The sequence below is a fragment of the Asanoa sp. NPDC049573 genome, assembly GCF_040676615.1.
In the GTDB taxonomy this organism is placed as follows: domain Bacteria; phylum Actinomycetota; class Actinomycetes; order Mycobacteriales; family Micromonosporaceae; genus Asanoa.
Window position 1 is genome coordinate 344,507 of sequence record NZ_JBFAPI010000005.1, and the last position, 15,689, is coordinate 360,195.

Consider the following 15,689-nt stretch of genomic DNA (forward strand, 5'->3'; position numbering starts at 1 on the left):
ATGCCGCCTGGCGGCAGCCCGATAGCGACCACGGCGCGCGCCGAGCACGATCGTCGGACGGCTCGCTCATCGGCTGGCGGCGCGCCGATACCGCGCGATCGCCAGCGGCATGAAGATGGCCAGGATCAACACGCACCACCCCAGGGACAGCCAGATCGGATGGTGCGCCGGGAAACCGGTGCCGTTCGCCGCACCCCCGGGCGTGTTGCCCCACAACACCCGAAGGGCGAGCACGACCGACGAGATCGGGTTCCACTCGGCGACCGGTTTCAGCACCGCGGGCAGCGACGACGTCGGCACGAACGCGTTCGACAGGAACGTCAGCGGGAACATCCAGATGAAGCCCGCGCTCTGCGCCACCTCGACCGACTTCACCGACAGCCCGATCACCGCTGAGATCCAGCTCATCGCATAACCGAAGAGGAGCAGGATGGCGTACGCGGCGACCGCGCGCAGGAAGCCGTCGTGGATCCGCCATCCGATGATCACGCCGGTGACCGACATGACGATCACCACGAAGACGTTGTTGAGCAGGTCTGAGGTGGTGCGGCCGAAGAGCACCGCGCCGCGTGACATCGGCAGGGAGCGGAACCGGTCGACGATCCCCTTCTGCAGGTCGTCGGCCAGGCCGATCGCGGTGATACCCGCGCCGAACGCGACCGTCTGCACGAAGATGCCCGGCATCAGGAACTCGCGGTAGCTCACCCCCGGCGTGGCGATCGCGCCGCCGAACACGTACGCGAACAGCAGCACGAACATGATCGGCTGGATGGTCGAGAAGATGACCAGGTCCGGGATCCGCTTGATCTTCAGCAGGTTGCGTTTGGTGACGACCCAGCCGTCGCTGGCCGCTTCGGTCAGCATGGTCACGCCGTACCCCCTTGGTCCACGCTTTGCTGATCTTCGGGTGGCTGGCCGGTCAGCGTGAGGAACACGTCGTCGAGGGTCGGCTTGCGGATCTCCAGGTTGACCGGGGTGATCTCGGCGGCGTCGAGCTTGCGCACCGCCTCGACCAGCGCGGCCGTGCCGCGGTCGATGGGCACGGTGATCTCGCGCGCCTCGTGGTCCACCTCGGGCTCGCCGATGCCGACCGAGCGCAGCACGTCGGCGCCCGTGGCGACCTCGCTCGGGTCGCCGACCGTGACCGCCAGCCGCTCGCCGCCGATCTGCGCCTTGAGCTGCCCGGCCGTGCCGCGGGCGATGGCACGGCCGTGGTCCATCACCACGATGTCGTCGCAGAGCCGGTCGGCCTCCTCCAGGTACTGCGTGGTCAGCAGCAGGGTGGAGCCGGCCTTGACCAGGTCGCTGATCACGCCCCACATGCCGAGCCGGCTGCGCGGGTCGAGTCCCGTGGTCGGTTCGTCCAGGAAGATCACCGGAGGGTGTACGACCAGCGCCCCGGCCAGGTCGAGCCGCCGCCGCATGCCGCCGGAGTAGGTCTTCGTCGGCCGGTTCGCCGCGTCCGCGAGGTCGAACTGCTCCAGCAACTCGTGTGCGCGCTGCCGGGACCGGCGCTTGCCCAGGTGGTAGAGGCGGCCGACCATCTCCAGGTTCTCGTAGCCGGTCAGATAGTCGTCGACGGCCGCGTACTGCCCGGAGACACCGATGATCCGGCGCACCCGGTCGGGGTGGGCACCCACGTCGATGCCGCCCACCTCGCACTTCCCGGAGGTCGGCGTGATCAGGGTGGTCAGCATCCGGACGGTCGTGGTCTTGCCGGCGCCGTTGGGGCCGAGCAGCCCGAACACGGTGCGCTCGGGCACGGCGAGGTCCAGGTCGGCGACCGCGGTCACCGACCCGTACGTCTTGCCTAGCCGCTCGGCGACGATCGCGTTCGCCATCTGCCCACCGTAGCCGGACGATTGCGGCATATCACCTATTCAATGCGGGAGATCGGGCGGCAGCCAGGCAGAATGGCCGCCGTGGCAATCGCGGCGTTCAAAGATGTCTGTATGGATGCGACCGAGGCGCTGACCCTGGGCCGGTTCTGGTCGGCCGCCCTGGGCGGCGAGTTCGTCGACCTGGGCGACAAGTCGGCCCGGGTCGACCACGTCATGCCGGGTGACCAGACGATCTGGATCGACCCGGTGCCCGAGCCCCGCAGCGGAAAGAACCGCGTCCACCTCGACCTGCGGCTGCCCACCGCCGACCCGGCACCGCTGGTCGCGGCCGGCGCCGTGCTGCTCCGCGAGCCCGACGACGAGATCAGCTGGTGGGTGCTGGCCGACCCCGACGGCAACGAGTTCTGCGCGTTCGCGCCCCGGCCCGACCACACGCCGGCGGCGACCGAGGTCTACGAACTCGTGGTCGACTCGGCCAACCCGGCCGCACAGGCGGCGTGGTGGGCGGCGGTCACCGGCGGCTGGGTCGAGACCGGCGACAACGACGTGTCGGTGGCCGGCGCCGCCGGCTTCCCGTGGGACCACTGGGTGTTCGGCACGGTGCCCGAGCGCAAGACGGCGAAGAACCGGGTGCACTGGGACGTCGACCTCACCGGCGAGGACCCGGGCGACCTGGTCGCCTCCGGCGCCCGGATCCTGCGCGAGCCCGACGACCACATTTCCTGGTGGATCATGGCCGATCCCGAGGGCAACGAGTTCTGCGCGTTCAAACCGCGCTGAGCGCAGGCATCATGGACGGGTGCCTGACCCGTTGTCCGCGCTGATCGACCTGGTGGCCGAGGGTGGCGTCGCCGTGCTGAGCGGCGCCGGCCTGTCCACCGAATCCGGCATTCCCGACTACCGCGGCCCGACCGGGGCGGCGCGGAAGTTCGCGCCGATGACCTACCAGACGTTCACCCGCGACGCCGCGGCCCGGCAGCGCTACTGGGCCCGCAGCCACGTCGGCTGGCAGGTGATCGGCCGGGCCGCGCCGAACCCCGGTCACCGCGCCGTCGCCGACCTGCAGCGGGCCGGGCTCGTCTCGGCCATCCTGACCCAGAACGTCGACGGGCTGCACCAGGCCGCCGGCGCCCGCGACGTGGTCGAGTTACACGGCAGCATCGACCGGGTGATCTGCCTCGACTGCGGCCAGACCACCGCGCGCACCGCGCTCGACCGCCGCCTGCACGCTGCCAACCCGTCGTTCGGCGCACTCGCCGCGGCCGTCAACCCCGACGGTGACGTCGACCTCGACGACGCCTCGGTCGCCGTGTTCCGCGCCGTCGACTGCGGGCGCTGCCAGGTCGGCATGCTCAAGCCCGACGTGGTCTTCTTCGGCGAGACGGTGCCGGCCGAGCGGGTCGACCTGTGCTTCGCGGCCGTCGGGGGAGCCCGGCTGCTGCTGGTGCTCGGCTCCTCGTTGACGGTGATGTCGGGGCGCCGGTTCGTGCTGCGCGCGGCCAAGCTGGGCGTGCCGGTCGCGATCGTCAACCAGGGGCCCACCCGCGGCGACGCGTACGCCGCTCTCAAGGTAGACGCACCGCTGGGCACCGTGCTGCCCGACCTCGCGGCGGCGCTCTCGCTGGCTCAGTCCGGCAGTTCGAACGTGCCGTAGGTGGCGCGGCCGGTCGGCCGGTAGACGTTGATCAAGACGCCGGTGCCGGTGACCCGGTGGTGCACCAGTTCCAGCCCGGTGGGCAGGCCCATCGCGTCGAAGAGCCGCATCCCGTCGCCGACCACCACCGGGAAGACCAGCAGTCGGTATTCGTCGATGAGGTCGTGCGACATCAGATACCGGGCCAACTCGCCGCTGCCGTGCACCTGGAGCTCACCACCCGCGCGCTCCTTGAGCGCGGCGACCGCGTCGGCGACATCGTCGGCGAGCAGCGTGGCCGGCTCCCACGTGACGGCGGCCAGCGAGCGCGACGCCACATACTTCGGCAGCGCGTTGAGCCGGCCGGCGATCGGATCGTCGGGATCGGTCACCTGCGGCCAGTAGGCCGAGAAGATCTCGTAGGTCCGGCGCCCCAGCAGGAACGCCTCCGCCCGGTCGAAGACCTCGACCATGAACGCGTTGAGGTCGTCGTCGGCGTACGGGACCAACCAACCACCCCGGGCAAAGCCGCCGGTGGTGTCCTCGGTCGGGCCGCCCGGCCCCTGCATCACCCCGTCGACCGACAGGAACGTGGTCAGCGTGAGCTCCATGCCAGGTTTGCCTCTCCAGCGGTGCGGATGTCGCGCTCTTCGACCCTATTCGCAGACCACGCCGTCGTAGTCGGCATCGGGATACCAGCCGTACCCGATGTCGCCGGGCCGCGGATGGTGCACCCAGACAGTCTCTCCGGGCGGTCCACTGTGGCGACCGGCCGGGCGGCCGCGATGAACGTCCCGTGACCGGGACCATAAGGCGGTGGGACCGGCTGACAGCCGGCGGCATCGGCGTACCGCCGGTCCGGTCCGGCGTTTTGAGGGACAATCCGGGTCATGGGCGACGTTCTGGTGACCGGCGGCACCGGCAACCTCGGCCGGGTCGTGGTCGCCAAGCTCCGCGACGCCGGCCACGACGTGGTGGTGCTCAGCCGGCGCGCCCAGCCCGGCCACTCGGTCCGCGGCGACCTGCGCACCGGCGAGGGCATCCCGGCCGCGGTCGCCGGCGTCGACACGATCCTGCACCTGGCCACCGCACCCCGCGGCGACGCCGAGGCGTGCTCCCGGCTGATCGCGGCGACCGAGCCCGGCGGCCCGCACCTGGTCTTCACCTCGGTCGTCGGGGTCGACCGGATCCCGCTGCGTTACTACCTGGCGAAGATGGAGTGCGAGCGGCTGATCCAGACCTCCGGCCTGCCGTTCACCATCCAGCGCGCCACGCAGTTCCACAGCCTGGTGTTCCGGCTGTTCGCCACGCAGCGCCGGCTGCCCTTGCTGGTCGCGCCCGCATGCGACTTCCAGCCGATCGACGTGCACGACGTCGCGGACCGGCTGATCGAACACGTCGCGGCCGGCCCGCGCGAGCGGGTGCCCGACATCGGCGGTCCGGAGGTCCGCTCGGCGAACTCGCTGGCACAGTCCTACCTGACCGCGACCGGCCGCCGCCGCAAGATCGTCGGGGTCGGCCTGCCGGGCCGGATCTTCGGCGGCTTCCGGGCCGGCGCCAACCTGGCGCCCCACCACGCCGAGGGCACGGTCACCTTCGAAGACTTCCTCGACGGACGCCTGCGACCCCGGTGAGCGTCTCAGAAGGTCAGGGCCAGTAGCCCGCGGTCGAGGCCGAGCACCAGCGTCCCCGCGACGGCCGCACAGGCCAGCGCCCGGTGGTGCACCGGGATCGTGCGCACGCACGAGCCGGTGACCGGATCCCAGAGCCGCACCGTGCGGTCCAGGCTCGCGGAGACGACCAGCTCGCGGCCGCCGCCTGCCGGCAGCGCGCACACCCCGGTCACCGCCGCGGTGTGCCCGCTCAGCACGTGCCCGGGCCGCCCGTCGCCGGGCTGCCAGAGCCGGACGGTGCGGTCGGCGCTGCCGGAGACCAGCAGCTCCCAGCCGTCGGCGTTGACCGTGCACAGCGCGTTGACCGCGTCGGTGTGCGCCAGTTGCTGCCAGAGCGTGCTGCCGTCCTGGTCCCAGAGCCGCACCGTGCCGTCCTTGTCGGCCGAGGCCAGCACCTGCCGGTCGCCGACGATCGCGGTGGTCAGCGCGGTCACCCAGTTGCGGTGGCCGAGCAGCACGCCGCGCGGGCTGCCGTCGTGCGGATTCCACAGCCGCACGGTCGCGTCGTCGGCGGCGGAGGCCAGCAGCATCCGGCTGCCACCGTCGACCGCGCACACCGCGTTGACCCGCTCGTGGTGGTCGGCGAACTCCGGGCCGCGGGAGCCGTCGCGGAGGTCGAACACCCGCACGACATTGTCGTCGCCGGCGGCCACCACCAGCGGCACGGTCGCGTCCGGCACCGCGCAGACCGCGCTCACCGGCCCCTCGCGGACCAGCAGGCCGACCAGTTCCGTGCCGGTCGCCGGGTCCCAGAACCGCAGCGTGCCGTCGGCGCCACCGGACACGACCGCGCTGCCGTCGCGCCAGGGCACCCCGCGGACGCTGACCACCGGGCCGAGCCGACCACCGTCGAACACCGACTCGGCCTGCCGGGTGACCGGATCCCAGAGCCGCACGGTGCCGTCGTCGCCGGCCGTGGCGAGCAGGTCGCGGTCGCGTACCCGCAGTGCGCACAACGCCCGGATCCAGCTCACGTCGCCGTGCAGGCTCGGTCGGGGCTCCCCGCTGCGTGCCTCCCACAGGCGCAGCACCCCGGACTCGTCGGTCGCGGCCAGCAGCACGGTGCCGTCGACCTCGACCGTGCACAGGTCAGTGAGCGGCCCGGCCTGCGGGTCGATCGCACCGAGCAGCCCGCCGGTCAACGGGTTCCACAGCCGGACCACCCCGTCGTAGCCGGCGGACGCCAGCGCCACCCCGCCGCCGACCCGCACCGCGCACAGTGTGGTCGCCCAGCCGTCGTGTGCCACGACCGCGTTCAGGTGCTCGCCGGTCACCGGGTCCCAGAGCGCGATCACGCCTTCGAAACCGGTCGACGCGAGCAGGCCGTGCGGGCCGACCGGCAGGTGGGTGACGGCCGTGACCCAGCCGCCGAAGCCGGTCAGGGTGTGCACGAGCGTCCCGTCGACGGGATTCCACAGCCGCACCGTGCGGTCGTCGCCCGCGCTGGCCAGCAGCGTCGGGCCGCCGGGCACCGGCACCGCGCACAGGTTGCGCACCCAACCGGAATGTCCCGACAGGGTACGCAGGTGCGCCCCCGTGCCGGCGTTCCAGACGATGATCGCGCCGTCGTGCCCGGCCGTAGCCAGCAGCGTGCCCTCGTCGGCCTCGATCGCCCACATCCCGCGGACACAGTCGGTGTGGCCGTCGAGCACCCGTTCGACCCGGCCGGTCAGCGGGTCCCAGATCCGCACGGTGCCGTCCTCGCCGGCGGAGGCCAGGAAATCGCGGCCATCCAGGGGTACGGAGCAGACGTCGTACACCGCGTCGGAATGTCCTTCGAGAACGGTGCGCTCCAGCCGTGGCGGCGTGTGCGCCCAGCGTGCCCGGTAGGCGGCGTCGTCGGCCCGCATCCCGCTGCCCAGGCGGTCGATCCGGTCGACGACCGAGAACAGGGCAGCCCGCTCGGCCGGCGGCGCGTCGGCGGCCAGCGGCGTGCGTTGCAGCAGCCGCACCCGGGCCCGGCCCTCAGGGGTGTCGGCCGCCTCGGCCGCGACCAGCAGCCGGGCGAGATCGGCGTTGAGCACGTAGGCGTCGTCGTTGAGCAGCGTGTCGACCAGTCCCGCGCGGGCCGCGTGGCGGGCCAGCGACCGGCGCAGGTAGTCGGGCACCACCGCCCACCCGGTCGCGTGCCCGTGCCGGATCCAGGCGTACAGCAGGTCGCGCTCGTCGTCGGCCCGGGCGGCGACCGTCGCCCGGGTGGCCAGCAGCGCGTCGCCCAGCGCCTGGTGACACAGGCGGTAGCCGGCCGGCGTGGTCTCCACCAGGAAGGCGGCGGCCGGGGCGCGGGCGAAGGCGGCCAGGTCGTCGTCGGTCACCCGGCCGCCGAGCGCCTCCACCGCCACCCGCCAGACCGGCAGCGGCAGCCCCGGAGGCTCGGCGAACGCCAGCGCGGTCAGCGCCAACCGGGCCGAGGCGGCGCCGGCCGGCGAGATGCCCGGCAGGTAGGTGTCGAGCGCGTGGGCCACCGTCGCGCCGAAGGCGACCGCGCCCGGCTCGACCGGCACGCCGTCGTTGAGCCCGTGCCCGCGCGCGACCAGGCCGGCGACCAGGAAGTTGCCCTTGGCCAGCGCCGCGATCCGGCGGGCGACCGGGCCGGCGACGGCCAGGTCGCCGTAGGGGTTGCCGGCGCGTTCTTCGCCCGCCTGCCACAGCGTGGCCAGGGCGTGGCCGGCCAGGTCGAGTTCGTTGAAATAGTCGGGGGAGTCGAGGTCGACCACCTCGCCACCGAGAGCGGCGACCAGGTCGCCCTGCTCGTCGGCGGGCCGGGTGCCGACCACCACCCGCACGCCGTGCCCCGCCAGCGGCAGGATCACCTCGGCGATCAGCTCGCGGGCCTCGGCGGGGGTGACCGCCTCGTCGACCGCGTCGACCACCAGGTCGAACCGGCCGGCGGCGAGTCGCTCGCGCAGGTGCCGGAGCAGGTCGCCCGGAACGCGCGGGTCCGCGGCACCGGCCGCCCGGGCGATCTCGGTCGCGATCTCCAGCGCGTCCTTGCCCCGGGCGCTGACCAGCGTGACCGGGTCGCCGCCGACCTGGCCGAGGACGGCGGACTTTCCGGCGCCGGGCGCTCCGGTCACCACCAGCGGGCGGCGGTCGGGCGCCGCGCGGTCGAGCCACTCGCCGATGGTCCGCAGGGCGGCGCCGCGGCCCCGGAAGTGGGTGCCGCGTTCGGTCTCCGCCGCGAGGCTGGTCGGCGCGGCGCTCATGGATCGCAATCGTGCCCGCGCGCGGTTTCCTAGGCAATATCGGTCCCGCATCTCGTCCGAACGGTTGTCCGGGTGATGCGTGATGGGCAGGCCGAATGGAGATCCATATTCGACAGTGCTGTCGGATATCGGAAAACCACCCGCGCACCTTGCCACCCTCGCCGGCGGCTCGGCAGAATCGGCGACTGCAGGCCCCTTTCCCGGCGACCCCTGAGGAGCATCGGCATGCCCGACGAGAAGCCGGTCACCTTCGCCATGCAGTGCCTGCTGATCATCCTCATGGCCGAGGCACGCGAGTTGCCCAACGCGCGGATCGCCGATCGGGGCCTCGACCTCAAGAAGGAATACCGGGACCGGCTGGTGCAGCGCGGTTGGATCACCGCGCGCAAGGCAGGGCGCGGGATCAGCCTCGACCTGACCGAGGCCGGTTGGGCCGAGGCGATCGCCCAGTTGGGCGCCGACCCGCCGAAGGGCGCCGGCGCCGGCGGCGCGGCCCTCTACACGGTGCTGGGCCGGCTGCGGGGCTACCTCGACCGGTCCGACCTCGCGGCGTCCGACCTGTTCGCGGCCGCGGAGGACGATGACGCCGAGATCGACGTGCGCATTCGCAAGGCGTACGCCGAGATCGCGATGACGCCCGGCGAGATGGTGTCGCTCGCGGCGCTGCGCCCGCGACTGGCCGGCGCGACCCGGCCCGAGGTCGACGCCGCGCTGGTCGCGCTGAGCAGCGCGCCCGACGTGCGGATCATCCCGGAGTCCAACCAGAAGACGCTCTCCGACGCGCAGCGCGAGGCCGCCGTCAGCATCGGCAACCAGGACCGGCACCTGATCGCCATCGGCGTCTGAAGCGCATGGACGAGGTCGAGCGGCGGGCACTCAAGGCGCTCCGGTTCAACTGGGCGCCGACGCCTGACGACGTGTGGCGGCAGCCGCCGTTTCACGTCGAGGAGCTGCACCGCCAGGCGCTCCAGGTGATCCTCGACAGCTTCGACGAGGCCGATCACAGTGCCGACTCCAGCCCGGTCGGTGTCGCCGTGCTCGGGCAGCGGGGGAGCGGCAAGACCCATCTGCTCGGCTCGGTGCGCCAGCACGTGCAGGCCGGCGGCGGTTATTTCTTCCTGGTCAGCCTGCTGGAGGCGAGCGCGTTCTGGCGCAGCACGGCGCTGTCGATCCTCGACGGGCTCAACCGGGAGACCGCCGACCAGGAGAGCCAGCTCAAGACGTTCCTGCGCCGGCTGGCCGACCTGGTCAACGCGCCGCGGGCGCTGCGCCGCGCGGTGATCGGCGAGGCCGAGCTGTCCCGGCCGGTGCTGGACGCGTTCGTCGACCTGCTGCGCAAGCACAACCGGCAGGTCGGCATCGAGTGCCAGGACACCGCGCGGGCCCTGGTGCTGCAGGCCGCCGAGAAGCTGGGCGACCAGGACGTCGGCTACGAATACCTGTGTTCCAACGACGAGCTCGAGCCGGGCCAGCGGGCCGCCTGGGGGATGCGCCGGGCGCGCCGCTCGGCCCAGGAGATCGTGCGCGACATCTCCCGGCTGCTCGCGTTGACCGGCCCGACCGTGATCGCCGTCGACCAGATCGACCTGCTCATCAACCAGGCGGCCAAGTCGCTGGCGAGCCAGGCCCGGCTCGAGTGGCGCGAGGCGCTGCTGCTGGAGCAGATCGCCGGCGGCCTGATGTCGCTGCGCGAGACCACCCGGCGCACCCTGTCGGTCGTCGCCTGCCTCGACCTCTCCTGGGAGCTGGTCAAGACCCAGGCCACCGACACCGTGCAGGACCGGTTCCGCGAGGCCGTGCAGCTCAAGCAGATCCCGACCGCCGAGCTGGGCCGCGAGCTGATCGCCCGGCGGTTCGTGACGCCGTTCGCCGACCAGGGCTTCACGCCGCCCTACCCGACCTGGCCGGTCCGGCCGCCGGCGTTCGCCGAGGCGGTCCAGTTCACCCCGCGCGAGCTGCTGCGGGCGATCGACTCACACGTGCGGGCCTGCCTGCGCGACGGCGAGGTGCGCGAACTGCACCGGCTGGTGCACACCGGCGCCGTCGGGCCCGGTCCCGAGGTTGTCGAGGAGACCTCGGCCGGCGAGCTCTCGGCGATCGACGCCCGGTTCGAGGCGCTGCGGGCGGCTGCCGACCCGGCGCCGGCGCTCGACGGTGCGACCGAGGACGCGGTCGTGCCGGGCCTGCTCGAAGCCGGGCTGACCGCGTGGATCGGCGCGCGCGAGGGGCTCTACGGCCTCGATCCGCAGCCGGGCGCCAAGCCGGCCCTGCACGCGCGGCTGCGGCACAGCCTCGACGAGCGGACCGAAGACGAGGAGCACTGGGCGTTCCGGGCGATCGGTGCCCGGCACCACACCGCGGCGCTCAACCGGATCCGCAACGCCAGCACCGCGGCCGGCCTGACCGAGGGTGTCGACAAGCGCAAGCTCTTCGTGTTGCGCAACCTGCCGTGGTCGGGCGGGGCCCGGACCACCGAGGTGATCGAGACGTTCACCCTGGCCGGCGGGCGTACCCTCGCGTTCCCGGAAAGCGACATCGCGATCCTGGCGGCGTTGCGGGAGCTGCTCAAGGAGCGCGGCTACGAGACGCTGCGGCCCTGGTTCGTGGCCCGCCGGCCGGCCGACGGCATCGGCTTCCTGCGCGAGGCACTGTCGGGCGACCGTCCGGTTTCGCCGGAACCGGCGGTCGCGCCGGTCGAGTCGCTCGCCCCGGTCCGGCCTCTCCGACCGGTCGCGCCGGCGGGCGGCGTACCCCTTGGTGATCTCGATGTCCCGCTCGGTTCGCGCGACGGCCACCCGGTCGGCGTCGGGCTCGAGGCCTTGCGCCGGCACATGGCGATCTTCGCCGGGTCGGGGTCCGGCAAGACGGTGCTGATCCGGCGGCTCGTCGAGGAGTGCGCGCTGCGCGGCGTGTCGTCGATCGTGCTCGACCCCAACAACGACCTGGCGCGGCTCGGTGACCCGTGGCCCGAGCGGCCCGCGCAGTGGGACGACGCCGAGGCCGCGCGGGCCGACGAATACCTGCGCGGCACCGACGTCGTGGTGTGGACACCGCGACGGTCGGCGGGCCGGCCCCTGAGCTTCCAGCCGCTGCCCGACTTCGGGGCCATCGCCGACGACCCGGACGCGTTCGCCGCCGGCGTCGACGCCGCGGTGGCGTCCCTCGCGCCGCGGGCCAGGGTCGACGGCGCGACCGCGAAGGCCCGCATCGGCAACGCGGTGCTGCGCGAGGCCCTCACGTCCTACGCCCGGCTGGGGCGCAGCGACCTGCGGCAGTTCGTCGACTACCTGTCCCGGTTGCCGGATACCGCCAGCCAGCTCGACAACGCACCGCGGATCGCCAACGAGATCGGCCAACTGCTGCGCGCGACGATGATCGCCGACCCGCTCTTCGGCGGCGACGGCGCCCCGCTCGACCCGGGTGAGCTGCTGCGCCCCGCGCCTGGCCACCGGGCCCGCATCTCGGTGATCAGCTTCGTCGGCCTGCCCGACGACGAGCAGCGGCAGAGCTTCGTCAACCAACTCCAACTCGCGCTGTTCGCCTGGATCAAGCGCCATCCCGCCGGCGACCGCCCGCTCGGCGGCCTGTTCGTGATGGACGAGGCGCAGACCCTGGCCCCGTCCGGGGCGATGACCGCGTGCACGCAGAGCACGCTGGCGCTGGCGTCGCAGGCCCGGAAGTACGGACTCGGCCTGGTCTTCGCCACCCAGGCGCCGAAGGGCCTGCACAACCGGATCCCGGGCAACGCCGCGACGCAACTGTTCGGCCTGCTCAACAGCCCGGCCCAGATCGCGGCCGCGCGGGAGATGGCGCGGGCCAAGGGCAGCGACATCGCCGACGTGGCGCGCCTGCGCACGGGCCAGTTCTACGCCGCGGTCGAGGGCGCCGAGTTCGTCAAACTCCAGGCGCCGCTGTGCCTGAGCCACCACCCGAAGAGCCCGCTCACCACCGAAGAGGTCCTGGCCCGCGCCCACGGCGAATAAATCGTCCCGCCGAAAAGCCATTGCCTTGACACCGTGTTGGATCTACCTTTATTTGTGTACGCCGCAGCCAACGACGAGCGAAAGACAGGGAGACCATGCAGTTCTACGCCAGCAAGACTGACAATGGACGACTCCTGTGCGCGACCGTCGTCGAATCCGCCCGGGGCAGGTGGCTCCACTAGGCGCTGACCAGCGCTTATGCCGCCCTCCCGGTCCGGGACGGGCGGCTTTTCTTTGCTCTTTTTCTTCGCTATTTCCGCTCGCCCATTTCCTTTATGGGCCGAGCCGATTCCGCACGCCCGGGTAGCCCAATTGGAAGAGGCCGCCGGCCCAGACCCGGTGGGTTGCAGGTTCGACTCCTGTCCCGGGCACACGCCTGCCCAGCCACAGAAAGGAGGCGTCATGTTCGTGATCCATGCGACGCGTCCCGGCTGGCCGGACGGCCCGCAGCGGGGGGCCTGAGGTGCGTTCCTGGCTGGTCCGGCGGGCCTTGGCGGGCCCTCGGCGGCCCGTGCGGCGTTGCGGCCAGCGGCCGCTGGCGGCCTTGCTGTCCGCTGCGGCCGGCGGCCTTGCGGTCCGCGGCGCCGGGCGTCCTTGCGGTCCGCGGCGCCCGTGCGGTCCACGGCGCCGGGCGTCCTTGCGGTCCGCGGCGTGCAGGGCTTTGCGGCCCCCTCGTAGCCCGGCGGCCTTGCGGCCCCCTCGCAGCCCGGCGACTCCCGGCGCGCTGCCGGGCTTACGCGAGTCGGGCGCCCCAGAGCCAACGCCACCGGGGGATCTGGGTGACCGTGGCCGCCACGACCAGCAGGGCGACTACGACGGCCAGCCAGGCCGGCCAGGCAACGGCGGCGGCGACCACGGCGACGACGAACTGCAGGAGCGTGAGCAGGATCGTGCCGACTCCCGGCACGGGAACAATCACGTTGGCCTTGTCGCCGGGGGTCGCGAACACGGTGGGAAGCCCGATCAACACCACCAACGACGCGATGGCCGCCCAGGGCGACCACCCCCAGAGCGCCCACGGCGCCGCCACCCAGGCGACGATCTCGGTCAGGAACCGCAAAGCCGCACCCACCTTGGGATCGGGCGCCTTTTCGTGATCAACCACGGCCCTAGTGTGCACCCCCGTCCGGCGGGTCGGACACGCCTGCGGTGGTCGCGAGCAGCGCCCGCACGATACGATCCCGGCGCCGGCCCCGCCGGCACGGGGCCGTAGCTCAGCCGGTTAGAGCAGGGGACTCATAATCCCTCGGTCGCGGGTTCGAGCCCCGCCGGCCCCACCGAATGACTTGATCTCGCTCCTGAGCTGCGGCTTCGCGGTTCGCACGGCACACTATCGTCGACCCGGATGTGGCGGTGTGCGAACCGAGAGGCACTGCGGTCCGAGCTGATGCCTGCGGAGCGAGTCCGGGCGTGGTTGCCGCTATCCATGGACGCCGACAGCGGACGCCTGGGCGAGCTCGGCTTCCGCCGCCGTGTGCCTCCCGGGTAGAAGCAGCGTGAGCCTCGCTCGCACCTGATGTGGCCAATTAAGAGGCGAGCAGCGAGGACCTGTTCGGCTACATGCGCCTTCAATCGTTCGTTTGCAACTACTGCCAATCCGCATAGCTAAACACCGCGCAACGAGACGGTACGCTGTCCGGTGTGCTACGCATTGCGAAGATTAGCGCTGTGACGCTCGCTGTCCTGTCTTTGGTGGTCGGGTGCTCTTCGGGTGGGCGCCCGCCTCAGGGCGAAGCCGCAGCATCTGGTGACATCGGCATAACCGAGTCTGTCGCGCCTTCTCTCATCCCTCACCAGATCGGCCAATCGTTCCCCTACCGGGAGACCTTCAGCGATGATACGTCCCCAGTGGACTGGCAAGTCGAGGTCACTAAGGTCCAATGTGGAATTCGAGTCCTCAAGAACGCGGCGGACAACCCTGCGTACACGAGCGGAAACTGGTCTTCGGACAACGTGCCGCCGGAGCGTATCGATGCAAAAGCGCCTAGCGGCCAGGCATTCTGCCGAATGGATGCAACGCTCAAGAACGTGGGCAACACGCCCGCTAGTGGAACCGAAGACTTCGGAAACATCGATACGGACAAAGGTCAGTTCGCCTCAAGCTACGACGAAGATGCGTACATCGCGAGCAACCTTCTAGAGGATGAGGACGCGCCGGGCAGTCCATTCAATCCGGGCTCGACGGCACGAGTGATCAAGATTTGGACAGCACCCGCCGACGCCAAGCCGTTGGCCGTCCTGTTTCCAGCAGACACTGCATTCGATAAGTCATCACACCGAATCATGGTGAGCTAGCTCGGGCGTTGCGTTCCAAGCACTCCGCGCCCCGGATCGGCCGAGAGTTCCACACGGCAACAACGCTTGGCGAGAGAGTCCGCGAGCTAGACCGCGACGGCAGCGCCTGCGCGGTCTAGCGTGTTGCCGAACGCGGGCGGTGCCGGGACGGAGAGGGCACACTCCGGCACGGCGCTAGGCAGGGCGGTACGCGCGCAAGCTAGCCCGTTGGTGAAGCCACCTCGGGTCGAATTCACTCGTTGCCCCAAGGAAAGGCAGGACATCCTTCAGAAGGGATCATGTATGAACCCTCGCGCTTCCGGCTGCGCGGCCCTACTCGCCGCCCTAGCCCTCAACATTGGCGGCTGCGGGAGCGATGGCGAGGGCACCGCGCAGCGCGCGCCGACCACTGCGCCCGCCTCCCCAACGTCCGTCTTCTACGCGTCGTGCGGCGACGCCGAACGGGCAGGCACGCCAACTATCCGGAAGGGTGAGCCCGGGTATCGGGAAGGGCTCGACCTAGACGGCGACGGCATCGCGTGCGCCGTAGCGACCGCTCAAGCGATGCCTATCCCAGCGACCGCGCCCACGCTGCCCGAACTCGGCCAGAAGCAGACGACTGCCCTCGGCGACGCCACCGTATACGCGGTCAGATTCCCCGTCACCGCGCAAGATGAGACCGCGACGGCGATCCGCACCGCGGGCATGCAGTTCGCCGTGGCCGATATCAAGGTCTGCTCGAACGGGACCGTCGACAGCGACGGTTACACCTTCGACTATTCGGACTTCACCTTGGTCGCCTCCGACGACACTGCGTTCAGCTTTTGGAACGTACAAGTCGGTGCCCGCTCGCCGAACCTCACCGACACTCTGAGTTCCCTCAACCTCATGCGTGCTGGCTCGTGTAGACGCGGATGGCTTACGTTCGAGGTGCCGCCGAAGACAAAGCTCAAGGCCGTCGAGTACACGTCCTCGGGTGGTGTCCCACTCGTCTGGGCGGCCTCATAGGCCGTCTAGATGTTTGGCGCGGAGGGACCCTCCTGCCTGTGGCGCGGTCGCGCTACGAACGTCGTTAGCTG

12 protein-coding genes and 2 tRNA genes are annotated in these 15,689 nt (G+C 71.5%); 9 read left to right on the plus strand and 5 right to left on the minus strand.

From position 1 onward, the window contains the following. Nucleotides 1-66: 66 nt before the first annotated feature. Complete coding sequence (locus AB0J74_RS14595; RefSeq protein WP_363448377.1) at nt 67-864, minus strand: ABC transporter permease; 798 nt, start codon at nt 862-864, stop codon at nt 67-69. 2 nt (nt 865-866) lie between these two features. Continuing rightward, entirely contained in the window at nt 867-1,841 is a 975-nt protein-coding gene (locus tag AB0J74_RS14600) for an ATP-binding cassette domain-containing protein (protein ID WP_363448220.1), read from the minus strand. 111 nt (nt 1,842-1,952) lie between these two features. On the opposite strand from AB0J74_RS14600, the gene AB0J74_RS14605 reads away from it, so the two are divergent. Together AB0J74_RS14605 and AB0J74_RS14610 are read left to right on the plus strand one after the other, a co-directional pair. Beyond that, nucleotides 1,953-2,621 carry a VOC family protein gene (locus AB0J74_RS14605; protein ID WP_363448221.1) on the plus strand — a complete coding sequence of 223 codons (669 nt, stop codon included), beginning with the start codon at nt 1,953-1,955 and terminating at the stop codon, nt 2,619-2,621. A gap of 19 nt (nt 2,622-2,640) precedes the next feature. After that, nucleotides 2,641-3,495 carry an NAD-dependent protein deacetylase gene (locus AB0J74_RS14610; RefSeq protein WP_363448222.1) on the plus strand — a complete coding sequence of 285 codons (855 nt, stop codon included), beginning with the start codon at nt 2,641-2,643 and terminating at the stop codon, nt 3,493-3,495. Here the strand turns inward: AB0J74_RS14610 and AB0J74_RS14615 are convergent. Continuing rightward, nucleotides 3,468-4,085, minus strand: coding sequence for a dihydrofolate reductase family protein (locus tag AB0J74_RS14615; protein ID WP_363448223.1), 618 nt, complete (start codon nt 4,083-4,085; stop codon nt 3,468-3,470). The genes AB0J74_RS14610 and AB0J74_RS14615 overlap by 28 nt on opposite strands. Nucleotides 4,086-4,364: 279 nt before the next feature. Between AB0J74_RS14615 and AB0J74_RS14620 the strand changes: the two genes are divergently transcribed. Continuing rightward, nucleotides 4,365-5,108, plus strand: a complete 744-nt coding sequence (locus AB0J74_RS14620) for an SDR family oxidoreductase (protein ID WP_363448224.1) — start codon at nt 4,365-4,367, stop codon at nt 5,106-5,108. A 5-nt stretch (nt 5,109-5,113) separates the two neighbouring features. On the opposite strand, the gene AB0J74_RS14625 is transcribed toward AB0J74_RS14620, so the two are convergent. Continuing rightward, a complete protein-coding gene (locus AB0J74_RS14625; RefSeq protein WP_363448225.1) occupies nt 5,114-8,353 on the minus strand; it encodes a hypothetical protein in 3,240 nt (1,079 codons plus the stop codon). Between the two features lie 225 nt (nt 8,354-8,578). On the opposite strand from AB0J74_RS14625, the gene AB0J74_RS14630 reads away from it, so the two are divergent. The 3 genes from AB0J74_RS14630 to AB0J74_RS14640 all read left to right on the plus strand — a co-directional run bounded on the left by AB0J74_RS14630 (nt 8,579) and on the right by AB0J74_RS14640 (nt 12,707). Next, nucleotides 8,579-9,199: a hypothetical protein gene (locus AB0J74_RS14630; protein WP_363448226.1), complete on the plus strand. Its 621-nt coding sequence runs from the start codon at nt 8,579-8,581 to the stop codon at nt 9,197-9,199. Between the two features lie 5 nt (nt 9,200-9,204). After that, nucleotides 9,205-12,336, plus strand: a complete 3,132-nt coding sequence (locus tag AB0J74_RS14635; protein ID WP_363448227.1) for a DUF87 domain-containing protein — start codon at nt 9,205-9,207, stop codon at nt 12,334-12,336. Between the two features lie 297 nt (nt 12,337-12,633). Next, a tRNA-Leu gene (locus AB0J74_RS14640) sits at nt 12,634-12,707 on the plus strand. Between the two features lie 362 nt (nt 12,708-13,069). Here the strand turns inward: AB0J74_RS14640 and AB0J74_RS14645 are convergent. After that, a complete protein-coding gene (locus AB0J74_RS14645; RefSeq protein ID WP_363448228.1) occupies nt 13,070-13,441 on the minus strand; it encodes a hypothetical protein in 372 nt (123 codons plus the stop codon). A gap of 98 nt (nt 13,442-13,539) precedes the next feature. Here AB0J74_RS14645 and AB0J74_RS14650 point away from each other — a divergent pair. The 3 genes from AB0J74_RS14650 (at nt 13,540) to AB0J74_RS14660 (ending at nt 15,618) form a co-directional block, all read left to right on the plus strand. Beyond that, nucleotides 13,540-13,613, plus strand: a tRNA-Ile gene (locus AB0J74_RS14650). 364 nt (nt 13,614-13,977) lie between these two features. Further along, nucleotides 13,978-14,631 (plus strand): hypothetical protein, encoded by a 654-nt coding sequence (locus AB0J74_RS14655; protein WP_363448229.1) that lies wholly within the window; start codon nt 13,978-13,980, stop codon nt 14,629-14,631. Nucleotides 14,632-14,913: 282 nt separating this feature from the next. After that, on the plus strand, nt 14,914-15,618 hold the full coding sequence (locus tag AB0J74_RS14660) for an excalibur calcium-binding domain-containing protein (RefSeq protein ID WP_363448230.1): 705 nt from the start codon (nt 14,914-14,916) through the stop codon (nt 15,616-15,618). The last annotated feature ends 71 nt before the right edge of the window (nt 15,619-15,689 follow it).

What these genes read in the sequence shown, in the direction of transcription:
- AB0J74_RS14630 (WP_363448226.1), top strand. Translation starts at nt 8,579, where the DNA reads ATGCCCGACGAGAAGCCGGTCACCTTCGCCATGCAGTGCCTGCTGATC.
- AB0J74_RS14660 (WP_363448230.1), top strand. Translation starts at nt 14,914, where the DNA reads ATGAACCCTCGCGCTTCCGGCTGCGCGGCCCTACTCGCCGCCCTAGCC.
- AB0J74_RS14615 (WP_363448223.1), bottom strand. Translation starts at nt 4,085, where the DNA reads ATGGAGCTCACGCTGACCACGTTCCTGTCGGTCGACGGGGTGATGCAG.
- AB0J74_RS14635 (WP_363448227.1), top strand. Translation starts at nt 9,205, where the DNA reads ATGGACGAGGTCGAGCGGCGGGCACTCAAGGCGCTCCGGTTCAACTGG.
- AB0J74_RS14595 (WP_363448377.1), bottom strand. Translation starts at nt 864, where the DNA reads ATGCTGACCGAAGCGGCCAGCGACGGCTGGGTCGTCACCAAACGCAAC.
- AB0J74_RS14620 (WP_363448224.1), top strand. Translation starts at nt 4,365, where the DNA reads ATGGGCGACGTTCTGGTGACCGGCGGCACCGGCAACCTCGGCCGGGTC.
- AB0J74_RS14625 (WP_363448225.1), bottom strand. Translation starts at nt 8,353, where the DNA reads ATGAGCGCCGCGCCGACCAGCCTCGCGGCGGAGACCGAACGCGGCACC.
- AB0J74_RS14605 (WP_363448221.1), top strand. Translation starts at nt 1,953, where the DNA reads ATGGATGCGACCGAGGCGCTGACCCTGGGCCGGTTCTGGTCGGCCGCC.
- AB0J74_RS14600 (WP_363448220.1), bottom strand. Translation starts at nt 1,841, where the DNA reads ATGGCGAACGCGATCGTCGCCGAGCGGCTAGGCAAGACGTACGGGTCG.